This is a genomic window from Xylanibacter oryzae DSM 17970 (assembly GCF_000585355.1).
GTDB lineage: Bacteria > Bacteroidota > Bacteroidia > Bacteroidales > Bacteroidaceae > Prevotella > Prevotella oryzae.
This window is the reverse complement of record NZ_KK073873.1, coordinates 619,722-638,805: the sequence shown is the minus strand read 5'-3', so window position 1 is coordinate 638,805 and position 19,084 is coordinate 619,722. Positions and strand designations below refer to the sequence as shown.

14 protein-coding genes are annotated in these 19,084 nt (G+C 35.0%); 10 read left to right on the top strand and 4 right to left on the bottom strand.

Features of this window, described 5'->3' with window-relative positions; translation table 11 throughout:
- Positions 1-29: 29 nt before the first annotated feature.
- Positions 30-1,136 carry an alanine dehydrogenase gene (ald, locus tag XYLOR_RS02480; RefSeq protein WP_036876690.1) on the top strand — a complete coding sequence of 369 codons (1,107 nt, stop codon included), beginning with the start codon at positions 30-32 and terminating at the stop codon, positions 1,134-1,136.
- Positions 1,137-1,198: 62 nt separating this feature from the next.
- On the opposite strand, the gene fusA2 is transcribed toward ald, so the two are convergent.
- A complete protein-coding gene (gene fusA2, locus XYLOR_RS02475) occupies positions 1,199-3,361 on the bottom strand; it encodes an elongation factor G2 (RefSeq protein ID WP_036876686.1) in 2,163 nt (720 codons plus the stop codon).
- A 155-nt stretch (positions 3,362-3,516) separates the two neighbouring features.
- Between fusA2 and hemW the strand changes: the two genes are divergently transcribed.
- The 5 genes from hemW to XYLOR_RS02450 all read left to right on the top strand — a co-directional run bounded on the left by hemW (position 3,517) and on the right by XYLOR_RS02450 (position 9,378).
- Complete coding sequence (gene hemW / locus XYLOR_RS02470) at positions 3,517-4,647, top strand: radical SAM family heme chaperone HemW (protein ID WP_036876684.1); 1,131 nt, start codon at positions 3,517-3,519, stop codon at positions 4,645-4,647.
- Positions 4,648-4,744: 97 nt separating this feature from the next.
- Positions 4,745-6,301 (top strand): sensor histidine kinase, encoded by a 1,557-nt coding sequence (locus XYLOR_RS02465; protein ID WP_036876682.1) that lies wholly within the window; start codon positions 4,745-4,747, stop codon positions 6,299-6,301.
- Between the two features lie 479 nt (positions 6,302-6,780).
- Positions 6,781-7,383 carry a riboflavin synthase gene (locus XYLOR_RS02460; RefSeq protein ID WP_036876679.1) on the top strand — a complete coding sequence of 201 codons (603 nt, stop codon included), beginning with the start codon at positions 6,781-6,783 and terminating at the stop codon, positions 7,381-7,383.
- Positions 7,384-7,601: 218 nt separating this feature from the next.
- Positions 7,602-8,693, top strand: coding sequence for a sensor histidine kinase (locus tag XYLOR_RS02455; protein WP_036880552.1), 1,092 nt, complete (start codon positions 7,602-7,604; stop codon positions 8,691-8,693).
- The gene (locus tag XYLOR_RS02450) at positions 8,668-9,378 is read left to right on the top strand and encodes a LytR/AlgR family response regulator transcription factor (RefSeq protein WP_036876678.1); all 711 of its coding nucleotides are present in this window, start codon (positions 8,668-8,670) and stop codon (positions 9,376-9,378) included. The genes XYLOR_RS02455 and XYLOR_RS02450 overlap by 26 nt, the downstream gene beginning before the upstream one ends.
- Here XYLOR_RS02450 and XYLOR_RS02445 read toward each other — a convergent pair.
- Together XYLOR_RS02445 and XYLOR_RS02440 are read right to left on the bottom strand one after the other, a co-directional pair.
- Positions 9,375-10,019: an HAD family hydrolase gene (locus XYLOR_RS02445; RefSeq protein WP_036880551.1), complete on the bottom strand. Its 645-nt coding sequence runs from the start codon at positions 10,017-10,019 to the stop codon at positions 9,375-9,377. The genes XYLOR_RS02450 and XYLOR_RS02445 overlap by 4 nt on opposite strands.
- A 7-nt stretch (positions 10,020-10,026) precedes the next feature.
- Positions 10,027-12,732 carry a 4-alpha-glucanotransferase gene (locus XYLOR_RS02440; protein ID WP_036876677.1) on the bottom strand — a complete coding sequence of 902 codons (2,706 nt, stop codon included), beginning with the start codon at positions 12,730-12,732 and terminating at the stop codon, positions 10,027-10,029.
- A gap of 109 nt (positions 12,733-12,841) precedes the next feature.
- Between XYLOR_RS02440 and mltG the strand changes: the two genes are divergently transcribed.
- From mltG to XYLOR_RS02420, 4 genes are all read left to right on the top strand, one after another.
- Positions 12,842-13,867 carry an endolytic transglycosylase MltG gene (gene mltG / locus XYLOR_RS02435; protein ID WP_036876675.1) on the top strand — a complete coding sequence of 342 codons (1,026 nt, stop codon included), beginning with the start codon at positions 12,842-12,844 and terminating at the stop codon, positions 13,865-13,867.
- A gap of 261 nt (positions 13,868-14,128) precedes the next feature.
- Positions 14,129-15,844: a glutamine--tRNA ligase/YqeY domain fusion protein gene (locus XYLOR_RS02430; protein ID WP_036876673.1), complete on the top strand. Its 1,716-nt coding sequence runs from the start codon at positions 14,129-14,131 to the stop codon at positions 15,842-15,844.
- Positions 15,841-17,277, top strand: coding sequence for a tetratricopeptide repeat protein (locus XYLOR_RS02425; protein WP_036876670.1), 1,437 nt, complete (start codon positions 15,841-15,843; stop codon positions 17,275-17,277). The genes XYLOR_RS02430 and XYLOR_RS02425 overlap by 4 nt, the downstream gene beginning before the upstream one ends.
- Complete coding sequence (locus tag XYLOR_RS02420; protein WP_036876667.1) at positions 17,277-17,912, top strand: DedA family protein; 636 nt, start codon at positions 17,277-17,279, stop codon at positions 17,910-17,912. The genes XYLOR_RS02425 and XYLOR_RS02420 overlap by 1 nt, the downstream gene beginning before the upstream one ends.
- Before the next feature lie 43 nt (positions 17,913-17,955).
- On the opposite strand, the gene XYLOR_RS02415 is transcribed toward XYLOR_RS02420, so the two are convergent.
- Positions 17,956-19,056: a GDP-L-fucose synthase family protein gene (locus tag XYLOR_RS02415; RefSeq protein ID WP_036876661.1), complete on the bottom strand. Its 1,101-nt coding sequence runs from the start codon at positions 19,054-19,056 to the stop codon at positions 17,956-17,958.
- Positions 19,057-19,084 lie beyond the last annotated feature (28 nt).

Genomic DNA, 19,084 nt, shown 5'->3' with positions numbered 1-19,084 from the left:
TTAATAAGAATCTTTTAAATATTAAAATTATGAAAATTGGTATTCCTAAAGAGATCAAAGACAACGAGGGTCGTGTAGGCATGACTCCTGCTGGTGTTGCCGAATTTGTAAAACACGGCCATGAAGTATACGTGCAGCACACCGCTGGTGACAACAGTGGATTCAGCGACAAAGAGTATGAAGATGTCGGTGCAAATATCATTTCTGGAATAGAGAATGTCTACAAAATTGCAGATATGATATTAAAGGTAAAAGAACCAATTAAACAGGAGTATGACTTGGTTAGAAAAGGTCAACTGCTATTCACATACTTCCACTTTGCATGTGATAAACCACTGACAGATGCGATGATAAAAAGCGGCGCTATATGTCTGGCTTATGAAACTGTGCAAAAGGATGACCACAGCCTGCCACTCCTTATACCAATGAGCGAAGTTGCAGGAAGGATGGCAACAATCAACGGTACTTACTATCTGCAAAAGACTAAAGGAGGAAAAGGCAAACTTATAAGTGGAGTGCCTGGAGTTAAACCTGCACATGTACTAGTTTTGGGAGGTGGTATTGTAGGCGAAGCGGCTGCTAGGCAAGCTGCCGGAATGGGAGCAGATGTAACTATTGCAGATATTTCACTTCCTAGGTTGCGCCAGCTGGCAATAGAAATGCCAGTCAACGTACATACATTGTATTCTTCAGAGCACAATATCCGTAAAGAGATTAAGATTTCAGACATTATCATAGGTTCTGTATTAATACCAGGTGACAAGACCCCAAAACTTATAACCAGAAGTATGCTGAAAGAGATGGAACCAGGTACTGTATTAGTAGATGTTGCTATAGATCAAGGTGGATGTTTTGAAACATCACATCCAACTACACACAGTGATCCTATATATATTATAGACGGCATTGTACATTATGCTGTAGCTAATATACCAGGATCGGTACCAAACACTTCTACTACTGCTCTTACAAATGCTACATTAAAATATGCAATAGCTCTAGCGGACAAAGGATGGAAACAAGCTTGCCGTGAAGACAGTGCGCTATACCGTGGTTTGAACATAGTTGAAGGTAAAGTAACATTCGAGGCTGTTGCCAATGTATGGGGATTAAAATACGAGAAGGTAAAACTATAAATACCTGTATAATAAAAGTAAAAGGACTCGGAAAATTCCGAGTCCTTTTTATTATAAGTTCATTAATTTTCTTTTTCTGCAATTTCCCTCTCGTGTTCCTGTATAAGTTGTTGTTGTATATCATTTGGAACCAGTTCATAACTTGCAAACTTTGTTGTAAAACTTGCTCTTCCTCCTGTAATACTGCTCAAACTTATAGAATAATTGGATAATTCTTTTAATGGTATTTTGACTTGTAATTTTTGGTATCCGGCCTCACTATCCATACCCATAATCATAGCTCTGCGCCCTTGCAGATCTCCCATAACATCACCCATAAAATCAGCAGGAACATATACTTCCAAATCATATATTGGTTCAAGAATTTTAGGACCTGCATTTTTGAATGCTTCTGAGAAGGCACTGCGTGCTGCAAGCATAAATGACAATTCATTACTATCTACAGGGTGCATTTTACCATCATATACAATAACCCGAACATCACGTGCATAACTTCCTGTAAGTGGACCTTGTTCCATCCTTTCCATTATACCTTTTAGAATAGCAGGCATAAATCTGGTATCAATAGCGCCACCAACTACAGAATTTATAAAAACAAGTTTGCCGCCCCACTCTAGGTCTACAACTTCCTTACCTTTTATATTCATTTTAAATTCCTGACCGTTAAACTTAAATGTTGTTGGGTCTGGCATTCCTTCGGCATAAGGTTCCACAATAAGATGAACTTCTCCGAATTGCCCAGCGCCACCAGATTGTTTCTTATGACGGTAATCAGCACGAGCCGACTTTGTAATAGTCTCACGATATGGAATACGTGGTTCTTGAAACTTTATCTGTATTTTATCGATATTCTCAATACGCCACTTTAATGTACGAAGATGAAATTCTCCCTGACCATGAACAATGGTCTGTCGCAGCTCTTTACTTTGCTCTACTACCCAAGTAGGATCTTCCTGACGCATACGTGTAATAGCTACCATCATCTTCTCTGTTTCTTGTTCATTAACAGCGCTAACTGCACGAGAGTATTTGGGATTAGGATATTTTATGAAATCGTATTTATTTTCACAATCTTTACCGTTTAAAGTATTTCCGGTCTTTACATCTTTAAGTTTCACGGTACAACCTATATCGCCTGCCTGCAATTCATCTACAGGAATACGAGTTGCTCCTGCACAAGCATAAATCTGAGCAATACGCTCCTTTGAACCACGGTCTGCATTAGTGAGATCATCACCAACCTTAACTTTGCCACTCATTACTTTGAAATAGCTAACCTCACCTATATGAGGTTCCATACCTGTCTTGAAGAAATAAAGAGATTCAGGTCCTGCCGCATTTGGTTCTACTTCCTCTCCACGAGAATTATGAACTTTTGGCATTTCACTAACAAACGGAACTACATTTCCTAAGAATTCCATCAATCGGCGAACACCCATATCCTTACCGGCACATACACAGAAGACAGGGAAGACTGAACGAGTAACAAGTCCTTTACGAATACCTTCACGCATTTCATCTTCTGTCAAAGTCTCTGATTCAAAGAATTTTTCCATAAGACTTTCATCATTTTCAGCAGCGGCTTCAACCAGAGTCTTGTGCAATTCTAAAGCTTTATCCATCTCTTCAGCAGGTATATCTTCTATTGTTGGAGCCCCACCTTCAGGCGACCATGAATATTTTTTCATCAAGAGCACATCTATAAGCGAATTGAACATAGCTCCTGTCTGCAAAGGATACTGCACTTGCACACATTTCGACCCGTATATATCTTGCATACTATTGATAATAGAATCGAAATCACATTTTTCACTATCCAGCTGATTAATCAAAAATATCACTGGCTTTTGTATCTTTTCTGTATATCTGAAATTATTCTGTGTCCCGACCTCAGGACCGTATTGTCCATTTATAAGAATTACAGCCTGATCTGTAACATTAAGAGCTGTAATTGCGCCACCAACAAAATCATCTGATCCAGGGCAATCTATTATATTAAGTTTTTTATTATTCCACTCTGTATGAAAAACTGTAGGAAAAACCGAGTAGCCATATTCTTGTTCTACAGGAAAGTAGTCGCTAACTGTGTTTTTTGCTTCTACGGAGCCACGACGTTTAGTAATACCACTTTCGAAAAGCATTGATTCGGCAAGAGTAGTCTTGCCGCTACCCGCACTGCCAAGCAATGCGATGTTCTTAATTTCGTTTGTCTGATATACTCTCATGTTCTTTAGGATTTAAAGTTTTTTAGATTATTTTGTCGGCGTCTAAGTTAGTGAAAAATTGGAATAATTGCAAAACAAATAACAAAAAAATCGCAATAAATTAAAACATATTAGTAAATTTGCATAAAAATTGAACGAACACTAGTTTTGATATTATGGCAGGTCTTTATATTCATATACCTTTTTGTACAAGCAGATGTATTTACTGTGGTTTCTATTCTACAACTTTATCTGAGATGAAAGATAAGTATGTTGATGCAATATGCAAAGAAATAAAATTAAGAAAAGATTATCTTATAGATGAAAAAATAGACACAATATATCTGGGGGGCGGTACACCAAGCACATTATCTGCAGAGCAACTGGAGAAAATATTCTATTGCATATATAATGATGTATATAACGGATGTAAGCCATTTGAAACAACAATCGAATGTAATCCTGACGATGTGACAGAAATGTTTGCAGATACCATTAGTAGGCTTCCTGTAAACAGAATAAGCATGGGAGCTCAGACGTTCTGCGACAAACGGTTAAGGTTTTTGCGCCGTAGACATTGCGCAAATGATGTTGGAATAGCTGTAAAAAGACTTAGACAAATTGGCATACGCAATATCAGTATTGATCTCATTTATGGATTTCCAAATGAGACGTTGGAAGACTGGCAGAAAGACATTTCGGAAGCTATACGACTTGGCATTGAACATATCTCTGCCTATTCGCTTATGATAGAAGAAGGAACACCACTATATGATATGATGGAAAGTGGTAAAATATCAGAGATAAATGAAGAATTAAGTAGAAAAATGTACGAGACTCTTATAGACAGAATGGAGAATGCTGGATTTGAACATTATGAAATAAGTAACTTTGCAAAAGAAGGAAAAAGATCTAAACACAATAGTTGCTATTGGAATTCAACACACTATATTGGCATAGGTGCGGCTGCTCACTCTTATAATGGAAATAGTCGCCAATGGAATGTATCTGACATTAATGAATATATCAAAAATATAGAAGTTGGTACAATACCTGCTGATAAAGAAATTTTAGATTTTTCTACCAGATACGATGATCTGATAACTACAGCATTGAGAACAAAGGATGGCATAAATTTAAATAAGCTTGTCAAAGAATTTGGTATAGAATATCGTGACTTTCTAATAGATAACGCTAAACAATACACAGACCGTAATCTCATGATTATTGATGACAACAATATAAGAATAAGCAGAGAAGGTCTTTTTATAAGTGATGCCATAATGAGAGACTTGATGCATGTATAATGTAGTATTCTATTATTTTTAATTTAAAAGATATTTCATTCTTGTTTATTACTTATTTTAGTGTTATATTTGCAGGCGATACTACTACCATTTAAATATGACAACCTTGAAAAATAAGCACAATAAACTGAAAGATTTTTTCGTCCATTTATGGCATGGAATTTCTTTTGCCTTTGACAGAGACACTAATAATATTATTAAAATGGCTCTTGAGAAAGGTGACATCAATATCTACCGCTATTCAATAAAAAATAAGCGACTAGATGAATTGGTTGGAAATAGATTCAAAAAAGCTGATTTTACACTCGATTATTTCGGTAAACTTATCTACAAAAAGGACAAGAAACGTTACAACTTCTTGCTAAGCAGGATTATTGAAGGAAAGATGACCAAAACAACGGTACAATATCTTATGCTCGATACAAAAAGTGAAAAATATAAATATAAAGAAATAACATACGATTCCTTAAAAGAAAAAGATTCTAATTCCAATAGTATATATATAGCAATACGTGACAAAAGCAATGAAATCAATTATAAACATGATCTTGATGTCAATAATAGGTGGATGGAAATGATCACTCAGGCTACAGAAACGACCGTCTGGAATTTTAATACTGTAGAAAGCAAATTTAGTTATGGTAATATGGGATTCTACTATGAAGGTAGGCCAACATTCATTTCAGATCTTATCAACAACACTCATTCTGACGATAGATATCTAATTAAATCACTTGCCGACCTGTTTAAGAAAAGACGTAACCAAGCCTTTAATATAGAAGTTAGAGTAGATGTAACAGAAGGCAAGGGGGTCTGGAATACGATAGTAATATATGGTTTGCCTATTGAGATAGACGAAAGTGGTGATGTAAATGTCTATTCTGGATATATGATGAACATAACAGAAAAAGTAAGTATAGAAAAAGAATTGGAAAGTGCTACATCTATAGCTCTTAAGAGTGAAGAAATGAAGAAGCAGTTTATTGCTAACATAAGTCACTACATACGTACACCTCTTAATTCTATTATGGGTTTCGGACAAATAATAGGACAATGTACTAGCGATGAGGAACGACAGATGTGCCTTGAAACCATGAACCAAAATAATGAGGATCTTCTAAAATATATTAATGATTTACTTGAATATTCTAGTATCTCTGCGGGATACTTCCAGTTAAAAAAAGAAACATTTGACGTATGCGATATTTTATATTCTGCTAAGTCTTTATTAGAAATTAAAAAGACTGATAATATTACAGAAGTTATAACAAAAAGCCCTACTGACAGATTTATAATAGAATGGGATAAAGACGAGATGAATAAATTATTTATATATCTCGTTGATAATGCTTTAAAATCGTCAAAAGAAGGAAACATAACTCTAGGTTTCTATGGTACAACAGAAGGAATAGAAATATATTGTATATTTACTGGCGATGAGAAATTGTCTGAAACCTTTAACGATAAGACAGACTGCTTCAGCAAGCCCGACTTTAACGACAGTCTTAACAGTTTGGAATTGCGTTTATGCAAACTAATAAGTGAAAAAGCTAATGGCCAGACAACCATCGAGGTTGATAATAAAAATCTAATAAACATATCTATACACATACCATGTGCCATCTTAGATGTTGGCAACAACGATACAAAATAAGTAGAATTCTCATGCATATTAAAATATAGAATCGCGAATATTAATATATTCATATGTGAACACCATGATAAAAGCTATAAAATTTAATAGGCTGTCATATTAGATAAAAGAACTTAAAGATTCTATTTTATAGAATAATAAATAGAAAAGACTTCAAACAAGAACTAGATAAAACAAAACTATTATAAAATAACAAATAGACAGTTGAAAAACGTGAAAATGAAGAAAATAATTTGGAAGATTAAGATTAATGCACTAACTTTGCAGAAAAGAACAACAAATTAGGTCGTATCGATTAGATTGGGATACTCATCAATTAAAAACGAAAAACCGGGATGACTTCTCTTGTTAATGGCGGGCCACGCCGAAAGGTAGCCGTAAGGTCAGTGGATTACAAAGACGGAGAGCTCTCAAATCTTGTATAACTCGGAGTTTTCATCACATCATCGGTACGACCGTTTTTAATACATCTATTTATTATGTTTTCTGGAATTATCGAAGAGTTCGCTACTGTAGTAGCAATAAATCGCGACCGCGAAAATATCGACTTAACACTAAAATGCTCATTCGTAAATGAACTTAAAATTGATCAAAGCATAAGCCATAATGGAGTATGCCTTACTGTTGTACAAATAAAAGACAACACATATACGGTTACTGCCATGAAGGAGACATTGGATTGCTCTAATCTTGGATTGCTCAAGGTTGGTGACAAAGTAAATGTCGAAAGATCGATGATTATGAATGGACGCCTTGATGGACATATTGTTCAGGGACATGTAGACGAAACAGCCAAATGTATTTGTTTGAATGACGCAGATGGTTCTACATATTTTACATTTGAATATAAAAAAGACTCAGAAATGACCAAACACGGTTATTTTACGGTAGACAAAGGAAGCGTAACAGTAAATGGAGTATCACTTACAGTATGTAATCCTACTGAAAACACATTTCAAGTAGCAATAATCCCATATACATTATCACATACTAACTTCTGTGACATAAGAGAAGGATCTATTGTTAATATAGAGTTTGACATTCTTGGAAAATATATAGCAAGACTGCATCAAATGGAATAAATGTTAAAATAAGACATTCTATAGAAGAATACAGCATTAAATTCTATTAACCGACAAATAATATCGATTATATTTTTTTATTGTCAACATTCTTCATATTTTTGCAATGTAGAATTATAATTGCTCCAATATGAAGAATGGTATTTTGTAAATACCTAAATTGCGGGGAACCGCATAAAGGCCTTCATACAAATAATATATGTCACAAGACAAAATATATGAAAAAACAAAATACAGACATTCGCAAAAATCCTGTTTTAAATTCGCAAGCAGCAATTCACATATCAGTTTGGCTTGTTGTATTTCTTTCTCCATTGATGTTTTTCAGCCATGGTGAGGAAATGGCCTTCAGCAGGTTTTTAAGACTAGGTATGGTACCATTTGTATTATGTATTGTCTTCTATACAAACTACTTCTGGCTTACACCAAAATACTTTCTAAGTGGTAATAAAAAAAAGTTCTACACAATTAGTGTAATTATGATAGTTACTTTCGCCATATACCTTCATTTTTACATGAGCCTAACGCATGATATTGACGGAAAAGGAGTACCACATCCACCATATATGCATAAACACCCTGCTTTCTATTTATTTCTTCTAAGAGATATATTTGATATCGCTATTGCTGATGCTATAGCTACGATGCTTGTACTTTCAGAGCGTTGGCATCAATCTGAGAATGGCAGGCGAGAAGCAGAAACAGCACGTACAGAGGCAGAACTAAAAAATCTTAGGAGTCAGATAAACCCACATTTTCTTCTTAATACACTGAACAATATATATGCACTAACTGCTTTTAATACAGAGAAAGCACAATATGCTATACAAGAGTTAAGCAAAATGCTACGTCACATACTGTATGATAACCAGCAACCATATGTTAATTTGACCGAAGAGGTTAAATTTATTCGCAACTATGTGAATCTTATGAAAATCCGTCTTACAGATAATGTTAACGTAGAGATGAATGTTGATATTCCTGATAATTGCACAGTAAGAGTAGCTCCACTTATTTTCATTTCATTAATTGAGAATGCCTTCAAACATGGAATAAGTCCTACAAAGCCAAGCTTCATAAACATAACAATATCTACTGATGGAAAAATGCTTGTATGTGATATCAAGAATAGTAATTTCCCAAAAGAATCCGCAGATTGCAGCGGACATGGCATAGGTTTAAAACAAGTTGAAAAGCGCCTTGAATTATCATATCACGAAAACTACGAATGGACAAAAATAAAAATTGACAACAACACCAAATATGAATCTAAAATTATAATATATGATACTAAATTGTGCAATAGTTGATGACGAACCACTAGCAGCAGAACTACTTAGTAGTTATGTTGAAAAGACTACATTTTTAAAACTTATCGGGACTTACAACAGTGCAATAACAGCAATGAAAGATCTACGTGACAATCCGGTAGATATAATATTTCTTGATATACAAATGCCTGAAATTAGTGGTATTGAATTTGCAAAGATATTACCTAAAGAAACACGCATAATATTTACAACAGCCTTCAACCAATATGCAATTGATGGGTATAGCGTAAATGCACTTGATTATCTATTAAAACCTATTAGTTATGTAGATTTCATGACTGCAGTCAGCAAAGCTATGGACTACTTTTCTTTTATACGCAAACAAGAGACATACAAAAAGGATAGATTTATGTTCGTAAAAAGCGAATACAAATTAATTCGTGTACCTCTTGACAATATTCTTTATATAGAAGGGCTTAAAGACTATATCCGAATATATCTTGAAAATGGTGCAAAAATAATGTCACTAATGAATATGAAGAAACTAGAAGAATATCTCCCAACGCCAGAATTTATGCGTACACATCGTTCTTATATTGTACATATGACAAAAATTAATTCTGTTGACCACTTCAGGATTGTATTCGGCGAAGACTATTTACCTATATCAGATACATATAAAGAAAATGTGTTGATGTACTTAGACAGACATACACTGAATTAATAGTTAAGCAATTGATTCGGTTCTGAAATAAAACTAGTAGCTCCATGTTCAATAAGAAAGTTTTTATCACGAAAACCCCATAAAACACTTATACATGGAAGCCCACTATTTTTCGCAGTGTTCACATCAACATCGCTATCTCCTATATATACAGCTGTTTCTCTTTCTGCGCCTAGTTGCCTAAGTGCTTCTAGAACAGTGTCTGGAGCAGGTTTTTTCCGAATATTCTCACGTTCACCGATGGAGACCTGAACAGAATCACAAAAAAAATGTCTGCATAATTTTTGTGTCGCATCATAAAATTTATTACTCACAACAGCTATTTTTTTATTCTTTTTTTTCAGTTCAGCCAAAGTTTCCAATATGCCAGGATATGGCTTCGTAGTATCCATACTGTGCTCTATATAATGCTCTTTAAACTTAGAGTAAGTCATTTCAAACTTAGGGTTATTAATTCCGTCTGGCATGGCTCTCTCTATTAATTTTTTAACTCCATTGCCAACGAATACTTTCACATCATCAACGGAATGCTCTGGCATACCAGCCCAATGTAAAGCATAATTTGTACTTACTGCAAGATCATTTAAGGTATCAAGCAAAGTACCATCTAAATCAAATATATAAGTAGAATATTCTTTCATAATCTTTTTATCTTTTACTTCTCTCAACCATAGTCTTAAACTTACGATTAAAGTTGTCTGCTGACAACAGTTCTTCTATATTAAGATGCATACGATATTGCCAATGATTATAACTATCAGATGGAACATTTATCCTTTCGTCCATTATATCATTTGAACGTAATTCAGAATCCATTGATATAACATCCTGAAATGACAAAATACATAACATTGAAGGAGAATAAAGATGCCGCGCCACTATTTCTTCAGCTAAAATAGGAGTAAGATGAGATGGAGCACGTCCTTCCTTTTGCATCATGGTAGTATAATACCTTTGTGCCTGTTCTGGATTTTCTTCCCACCACAATCTCAACGGAGCCATATCATGAGTAGATATTGTAGCCACGCTACGGTATGGATATCCACTTATATGGCTGAACTCTACCCCACTATCTTTAGGCATAGTCTGTATTTCTAATGACAAGATACGGAGTCTGTCTAAAACATTTTCTACACAACCAGGTAACATCCCAAGATCCTCTGCGCAAAACAGCATACTGTTGTCACCTATAACTCTTTGAAGTTTCCTTATTGCTCCTTGCCCCCAAAATATATCATGGCGGAAATAAAAATAATTATTATAAAGACGCATATAAGCATCCTTTTCTTCATTGTTTAATACATCAAAGACCTGTTCCTGGTAAGCACATATTCGTGGATGATACATTCCACATTGTCTTGGATCTGGAATGAATAACACATTTGCTATTATACGATATAATCCATCTCTAATCCAAATACTATTTTCGTCATTTTTGCCATCAAAAAAAGTTTTAATTTTTTCTTGTGTGTCATATTCCTGCTTAAGGTCATAAAAATTATATGACTTCTTTACTAAGAATTTATCACATACATAGATCGAGTGTATCCCAAAAATTTTATCAAGTACTTTATTATTTATAAAAGGACTCGTAAAAAGTTCCTTTCTGAAAGGCAAGCCATAATGTTCTATTTCTTCAACAGTAAGTGGTAATGATGGCGAGAAATGCCCAAGTGTCGCTAAAACTGCATTTTTGGGTATTTCCCATATTCTAAAAAAACCAAGAACATGATCAATACGATACGCATCAAAAAAACGTGACATATACGACAAACGCTTTTTCCACCATTGATACCCATCTTTTTCAATATTCTCCCAATTGTATGTTGGGAAGCCCCAATTTTGCCCATTGGTTGAAAATGAATCAGGAGGTGCACCTGTCTGAGAATCTAAATTAAAATATTGAGGATACATCCAAGTTTCCACACTATTGCGACTTACGCCAATAGGAAGATCCCCCTTTATTGCCACATGGTGTTTACGTGCATACGAACAAGCTGATTTCAATTGTTCATACAAGTTATACTGCACATAATAAATATAACATATTTCTGAATAATAATCAGACTTACTATTACATAGTATTTCTACGCTTTTATCATTGTATATAGAATACTCTGTCCATTCATTAAAATTCGCTGTATTATTTTTATCACGCATCACACAGAATGCTGCGTACGGTTTAAGCCATGATTTGTTCTTATCAAAAAATGATTTAAATTTTGCAGTTTTCAAGACGGCTTTTCCATTATCATTAAACGCGCTATGTAAATACGCAGACTTTACACGTTCCACAGCTTCATAATCGCTATAATTAAGAGTATTAAGCTCTTGTCTCTGACGATAGTAAGACGTCATCAAACGTTTGTCTTTTAATTCCCCAATCTGCTCAATATCCATATAATGTGGATGCAAAGCATAGACTGAAATTGAATTATATGGATATGAGTCAGACCAATGGTGAGTGGAAGTTGTATCATTTATAGGCAGTATCTGGATAATTTTAAGTCCTATTTTCTCAGCCCAATCTACCATACGCTTTAGGTCACCGAAATCTCCTACACCATAAGAATGTTTGCTCCGTAAAGAAAAAACAGGTATAACTAAGCCTGCAGCCTTCCACATTGGTTCACAAACCCTCAAAGTTTCACCGTATAGTACGATAACATCACCATCATTTACGTCCTCTGCTTGTATATATCTATTTTCACCTTCTTCCCAAGATATAAAAACATTCTCGTTCTCATTAATTATAACATATTTATATTCTAAAGGCAACTGCATTCCATCCAAATCTACGGTCAAAATCCATTCATAACCGCCACAATAATCCATTTTTAGATATCTAGTTTGATTCCAACATCCCATGGCAGGATGATTACCAAGAATAGCAAGTGCCTCACCTTTTTTCAATTGAGGTGCAGATACTCTGAATAATATTGTTTTTCGGAATAGAGGCATGCGTGGAATCTCAATATTATCAATGAGGTTACCACCAATTGATGTTATGTAAGCATTCGAATAAAGATGCATTTGCAAAGGAGTATCTCTCCATAAATCTCTAAATATATAACTGTGCCCAGAATCTACGGAATACTCTCTCTTGACCATATCCCATTCACTCCTTATTACACAGCCTTCTGCATCTTTGACAATATAATAATACCTAATTTTATCAACAGGATGTTGCTGTGTCTCAATAATGCTAGTATTAAGTGCCCAGAGACAACCATCATCAGTTTTCATCGGTACACATTTAGACATTTCCACCTTATCCCTATTTGTATATATGATATTAAGGTAAAGGCACTCACCCCATTGTGTATTATAATTTATATTGAATTTTAACTTCATTCTAATAATTAATGATTAAATCATCGCAAAGGTAATAAAAATATTGCATTTCGTTTCTCAGTTTTCAAAAATAGATGTAACTTTGCGCAAATTTTAAAGGACATTTCAAATGAGACCTATTAATTCTAATAAATACCTATTATCAATTGTAGCTTGCTTAGTGATAATATTTGGTATAGTTTACTATTATTTATTCTCTTCTTTTTCAGTAAAGAGAGATACAACTTACATTTACGTAGACAATGATGATAATATTGATTCTGTTTACGCAAAATTGGAACCAGTAGCAAGCAGACATGCGATGGCAGCTTTTAAAACGTTGGTAAGACATAGTTCTTACAGTAAGCATATACGCAGCGGACGATATGCGATACGTCATGGAGAAGGAGCATTCAAAGTATTCAGGCATCTCAAAAATGGGCTGCAAACTTCAGTAAACTTAACAGTTCCTTCAGTAAGAACTGTAAACGATCTTGCTGGAGCATTATCAAAAAAGCTTATGCTTGACAGTGCTACAATATCTAAAGCTCTTGAAGATGAATCAACATGTAAAAAATATGGTTACGACACGACTACAATAGCATGTATGTTCATACCAAACACATACGATCTTTATTGGAATATCACACTCGATGGCTTATTCAGCCGTATGAAGAAGGAAAATAAAAATTTCTGGAACTTTGAGCGTACAGAAAAAGCCCACCAAATGGGATTCACTCCTAATCAGGTTACTACTCTTGCGAGTATTGTTGATGAAGAAACCGCTAATAACGCAGAGAAGCCAATGATAGCAGGAATGTACTATAATCGCTATAAAGCAGGTATGCCTCTTCAAGCTGACCCAACAATAAAATTTGCACTAAAGAAATTTGAACTGAAACGAATATATAATAAATTACTATTTGTTAAGAGTCCCTATAATACATATAAGAACATAGGCCTACCTCCTGGACCTATTCGTGTTCCGAGCGTAGCTGGAATTGATGCCGTATTAAATCACGTACACCATAATTATCTATATATGTGCGCTAAAGAAGACTTCAGTGGTACACATAATTTTGCAAGTACATATGAGGAGCACATGCAAAATGCTAAAAAGTACAGTAAGGCGCTTAATGATAGAGGTATAAAATAACAGTAAACAAATATAATAAAAAACGAAAGGTCCTCTCTTCACAGAGAGGACCTTTCTATCTCAATAGGTATTAGCTTTTTTAAGGTAAAAAGATTGTATTCAGGATAACGGAAGCAAAGGTAACAGGTTTTTTACACACTTGCAAATATTTTTTTATGTTAGAAAACATATTTTTATATTTTCCTTAAAAAATTTTCATATTATGCTCAAGTATTGACAAAAAAACTAGTAACTTTGCCCATTGAAAAAACTTAGTAGATTATGGTTGAGAAGAATGAAACTAAAAACGAAGAGAAAAAAAGCATAAGCTTCGTAGAGCAATTCGTGGAAGAAGACATTGCCTCTAGTAAAAATGGTGGCAAAATACAAACACGTTTTCCACCAGAGCCAAACGGTTATATACATATTGGACATGCAAAAGCCATATGTATGGACTTTGGTGTCGCTGAAAAATATAATGGTGTATGTAATCTCAGATTTGACGATACAAACCCATCTAAAGAGAATACAGAATATGTAGATTCAATACTTAATGATATTAAATGGCTTGGTTTCCATTGGGGAAATGTCTACTATGCTTCTGATTATTTTCAGCAGTTATGGGATTTTGCTGTTTGGATGATAAAGAAAGGTCGTGCATATGTTGATGAACAAACATCTGAAGAGATAGCATCACAAAAGGGAACACCAACTGAGCCAGGCAAACCTAGCCCTTACAGGGATCGACCGATAGATGAAAGTTTAGAACTATTCAATAAGATGAACGATCAAGACTCTATTGAAGGTTCCATGGTTTTACGCGCAAAAATTGATATGGCAAATCCAAATATGCATTTCCGTGATCCAATTATGTATCGCATAATTCATACGCCACATCACCGTACTGGTACCAAGTGGAATGCATATCCAATGTATGACTTTGCTCATGGCCAAAGTGACTTCTTTGAAGGTGTTACTCATTCTATTTGCACACTTGAATTTGTTCCTCACCGTCCATTATATGACTATTATATAGATCAATTGAAGGAGTATAAAGGCGAAACAGATAATATTCATGATAATCGCCCTCGACAGATCGAATTTAATCGCCTAAATATAACATATACAGTGATGAGCAAGCGAAAACTGCACACACTTGTTGATGAGAATCTAGTATGCGGCTGGGATGATCCACGTATGCCTACAATATGCGGTATGCGCAGACGTGGATATTCAGCAAAAAGCATACGCGACTTTATTAATAGCATTGGATATACTAAGTTTGATGCCCTTAACGACTATGCACTTCTTGAGGCTGCAGTACGTGATGACCTGAATGCAAAATCATGCAGAGTATCAGCAGTTCTGAATCCTGTTAAACTTGTTATTACGAACTATCCTGAAGATAAGTCAGAAGAGATGGAAGCAATAAACAATCCCGAAAATGAAGCAGACGGTAGTCATACAATAACATTCAGTCGTGAACTGTGGATAGAGCGCGAAGATTTTATGGAAGACGCACCTAACAAATTTTTCCGTATGACACCAAATAAGGAGGTTAGACTTAAGAACGCCTATATCGTGAAATGTACCGGTTGTAAGAAGGACACAAATGGTAATATTGAGGAGATCTACGCAGAATATGACCCACAAAGTCGTAGCGGCATGGAGGGAGCAAACCGAAAAGTAAAAGGAACATTACATTGGGTATCAGTAAAAAATTGCCTGCCTGCAGAGGTTCGCATTTACGATAGATTGTTCAATGTTGAGAATCCATCATCTGATGAGCGCGATTTCCGCGAATTATTAAATTCAGATTCTCTAAAAGTATTAACAAATTGTTTTGTGGAAAAATATTTAGTCGAAAAGAAGCCAGGCAGTTTTTTACAATTCCAGCGTATAGGCTACTTCACACCTGATCTTGATTCTACACCAAACAAATTGATATTCAATCGCACGGTAAGTCTTAAAGACACTTGGAAGAAAATTAATAAATGATAAATACAAACGACGAATATCTGGATAGTAATGATTTCAGAAAGATTCTTGATGAATACGAGCAATCGGTCAAATCAGGGCGTCCTATTTTTATGGAAGCTGAAGAATTGACCGATATTGCCCAATATTATTCACTCGCACAAGAATGGGAAAAAGCAGAAGAGGCTGCCGAATATGCCATAAGTATTCATCCAGGTGCTGTGTCTCCAATTGTATTCAAGGCAAGATTAGTACTTCTAAAAGAGAACGATCCTGAAAAGGCAGAACAAATAGCTGAAACTGTAGAAGACAAGACTGATCTTGATTATTACTACATTAAAGCAGAGATACTTCTCTCACAAAAACATACAGAGGATACTGAAAAATATCTGATAAGCTGTATGGAAAGTGTCTCTGAAGATGATTACAATGATTTTGTATTAGACGTAGCAAATCTGTATGAAGATTACGAATTATATGATAAGGAGTACGAATGGCTCCTTCGCGCCAAAGACGACACATCTACGGAGTATAAAGAACTCATGGCAAGGGCTCTTTTCCAAACAGGCGAATTAGAAGAAAGCAAGACATTTTTTAATGAACTTATTGACAATAATCCTTACTCAGGCAAATATTGGAAAGCACTTTCACTTGTGCAGTCAATCAACGGTGAACTCAGCGATTCAATAACAAGTATAGAATATGCTATCGCTATAGATCCTAAAGACGAAGATGCAATTCGTAGTAAAGCAGAAGGCCTTTTCAAGTTAGAAAACTATGAAGAAGCTTTGATTCTTTTCAAACGTTACGCCGAATTACGCAATGAAGATGAGACAGGAGAAATGATGGAAGGCTTATGCCTATTCAATCTACAGCGTTACGAAGAATCTGTAATTCATCTTAAAAAGGCCGAACAAATTGCTGTTAAATCTTCAGATAAAGCCAATCTATTTCAGATATATCAAGAGCTTGCGTTCTCATTGAATGAATGTGACAAAAAAGAGGAGGCCCTATTATATATAGATAAAACAAAGTCCTTAGACTGCGACCATTTTGATATGGAAGTATTAAAAGGGCACATCTTGTTATCGAATGATAAACTAGAATCAGCACTAGAGTGTTTTCAGGAGGCCATTCGTGATTCAAAGATGTCACCAGATGTTTTATTACACATAGGAGTTTCAATACTAGACAATAGGTATATCAAAAAAGCCTATGAATTATTCCAGACTCTATTTAGAATAACTGATATCGAATGGAAAAAAGGATACTCACATATGGCTCTGTGCTGCAAAGAACTTGGCAAAGACGATGAATTTCTTGAGTACCTTAAGATAGCTTGTGATGTTAATCCAGAAGAAGCAAGAGATGTTCTAGGCGATATGTTCCCTAAAGAAATGGACCCAAAAGACTATTTTTATTATATGTATAACAAATTAAACCCAAAAGATTAATGAACTGGCTATCCGCACTACTTGGAAATTTGAATTATGGAACTATTCTATTATTAATGTTACTAGAAAGTACTGTTATTCCTGTTCCATCCGAACTAGTAGTCGCCCCTGCAGCATATCATGCAGCCGGTGGTAACCTTAATATATTTCTCGTCATCCTATTTGCAACAATGGGAGCAGACCTTGGTGCTACTATCAATTATACAGTAGCTTTTTATCTTGGTCGACCTATTATATACCGTTTTGCCAACAGCAAATGGGGTCGTGCTTGTATGTTAAACCAAAAGAAAGTTGAGAAGAGTGAAAAATTTTTCGATGAACATGGTATAACGGCGACAATAACAGGCCGCCTAATACCAGGAATACGCCATCTTATATCAATACCAGCAGGACTTGCAAAGATGCATTTTGGAAAATTTATTCTATACACAACAATAGGTGCAGGAGTATGGAATGGGATATTGGCAACTCTAGGATGGTATTTACATTCTGTTGTACCTGAAGATCAGTTAGACGACAAAATTAATGAGTATTCTGAGTATATCAAAGAGACTATCGTAATCTTTATAGTAATAGTACTTGGGTATTATTTAGTTAAATTTTTTATTAAAAGATACAAAAAGTATCATGAATGATAATAATAAAGCCTCACTTAAAATAGTGAGGCTTTATTATTATTTAGCTTTTGTGATTTATACATATTCCTAATTTATACCATTCATACAATCTATGTATACCCTCATCTATCTCTATTTTATGATGCCATCCTAGATTATGCAACTTAGTTACATCTGTAAGTTTTCTAGGAGTACCATCTGGTTTTGATGTATCCCAACGAAGTTTACCTTTGAAATCAATTTCTTTCATTATTTTTTCAGCAACCTCCTTTATGGTAAGCTCTTTACCTGTACCTACATTTATATGACAGTTACGTATTTGTTTATCACCATCATTATAAGTATCCTTAAAATCAACATTAAGAAGTACATGCACACTAGCATCAGCCATCTCTTCACTCCATAAGAATTCACGCAAAGGTTTGCCTGTTCCCCAAAGAGTTACAGACTCTGAAGATATACCAAACTTTGCAAGCTCTGCCAAGATTTCCTTATCAGAATTACTTCCATCAACACCTTCTACAGGACGTAGATTAATATCTTTACGTACGGCATCCCAAAGATCTTCGTTTAAGCATTTTGCCAGATATATCTTACGAATCATTGCAGGCAAGACATGACTATTTTCCAAATGAAAATTGTCGTTAGGGCCATATAGATTAGTAGGCATAACAGCAATATAATTACATCCGTACTGCAAATCAAAACTCTCACACATTTTCAGTCCAGCAATCTTAGCAATTGCATAAGGTTCATTAGTATATTCCAATTCAGAAGTAAGCAAAGTTTCCTCTTTCATAGGCTGTGGAGCCATACGCGGATATATACAAGTACTGCCAAGAAACAGAAGTTTCTTAACACCATGACGAAAACTTTCACCTATCACATTCTGTTGTATCTGCAAGTTTTGATAGATAAAATCAGCACGAAAATTAAGATTCGCCATAATTCCACCTACATGCGCAGCAGCAAGTACAACCGCGTCAGGTTTTTCTTTGTCAAAAAAATGCTTCACTGCACTTGGGTCTAATAAATCCAATTCATTATGTCCGCGCCCGACGAGATTATCATAACCTCTCTGCTTCAAATTATTCCAAATAGCAGAACCAACAAGTCCATGATGTCCTGCAACAAATATCTTTGTATTTTTATCTAATGCCATTATTATATTAATATTGAGGCGGACAAAA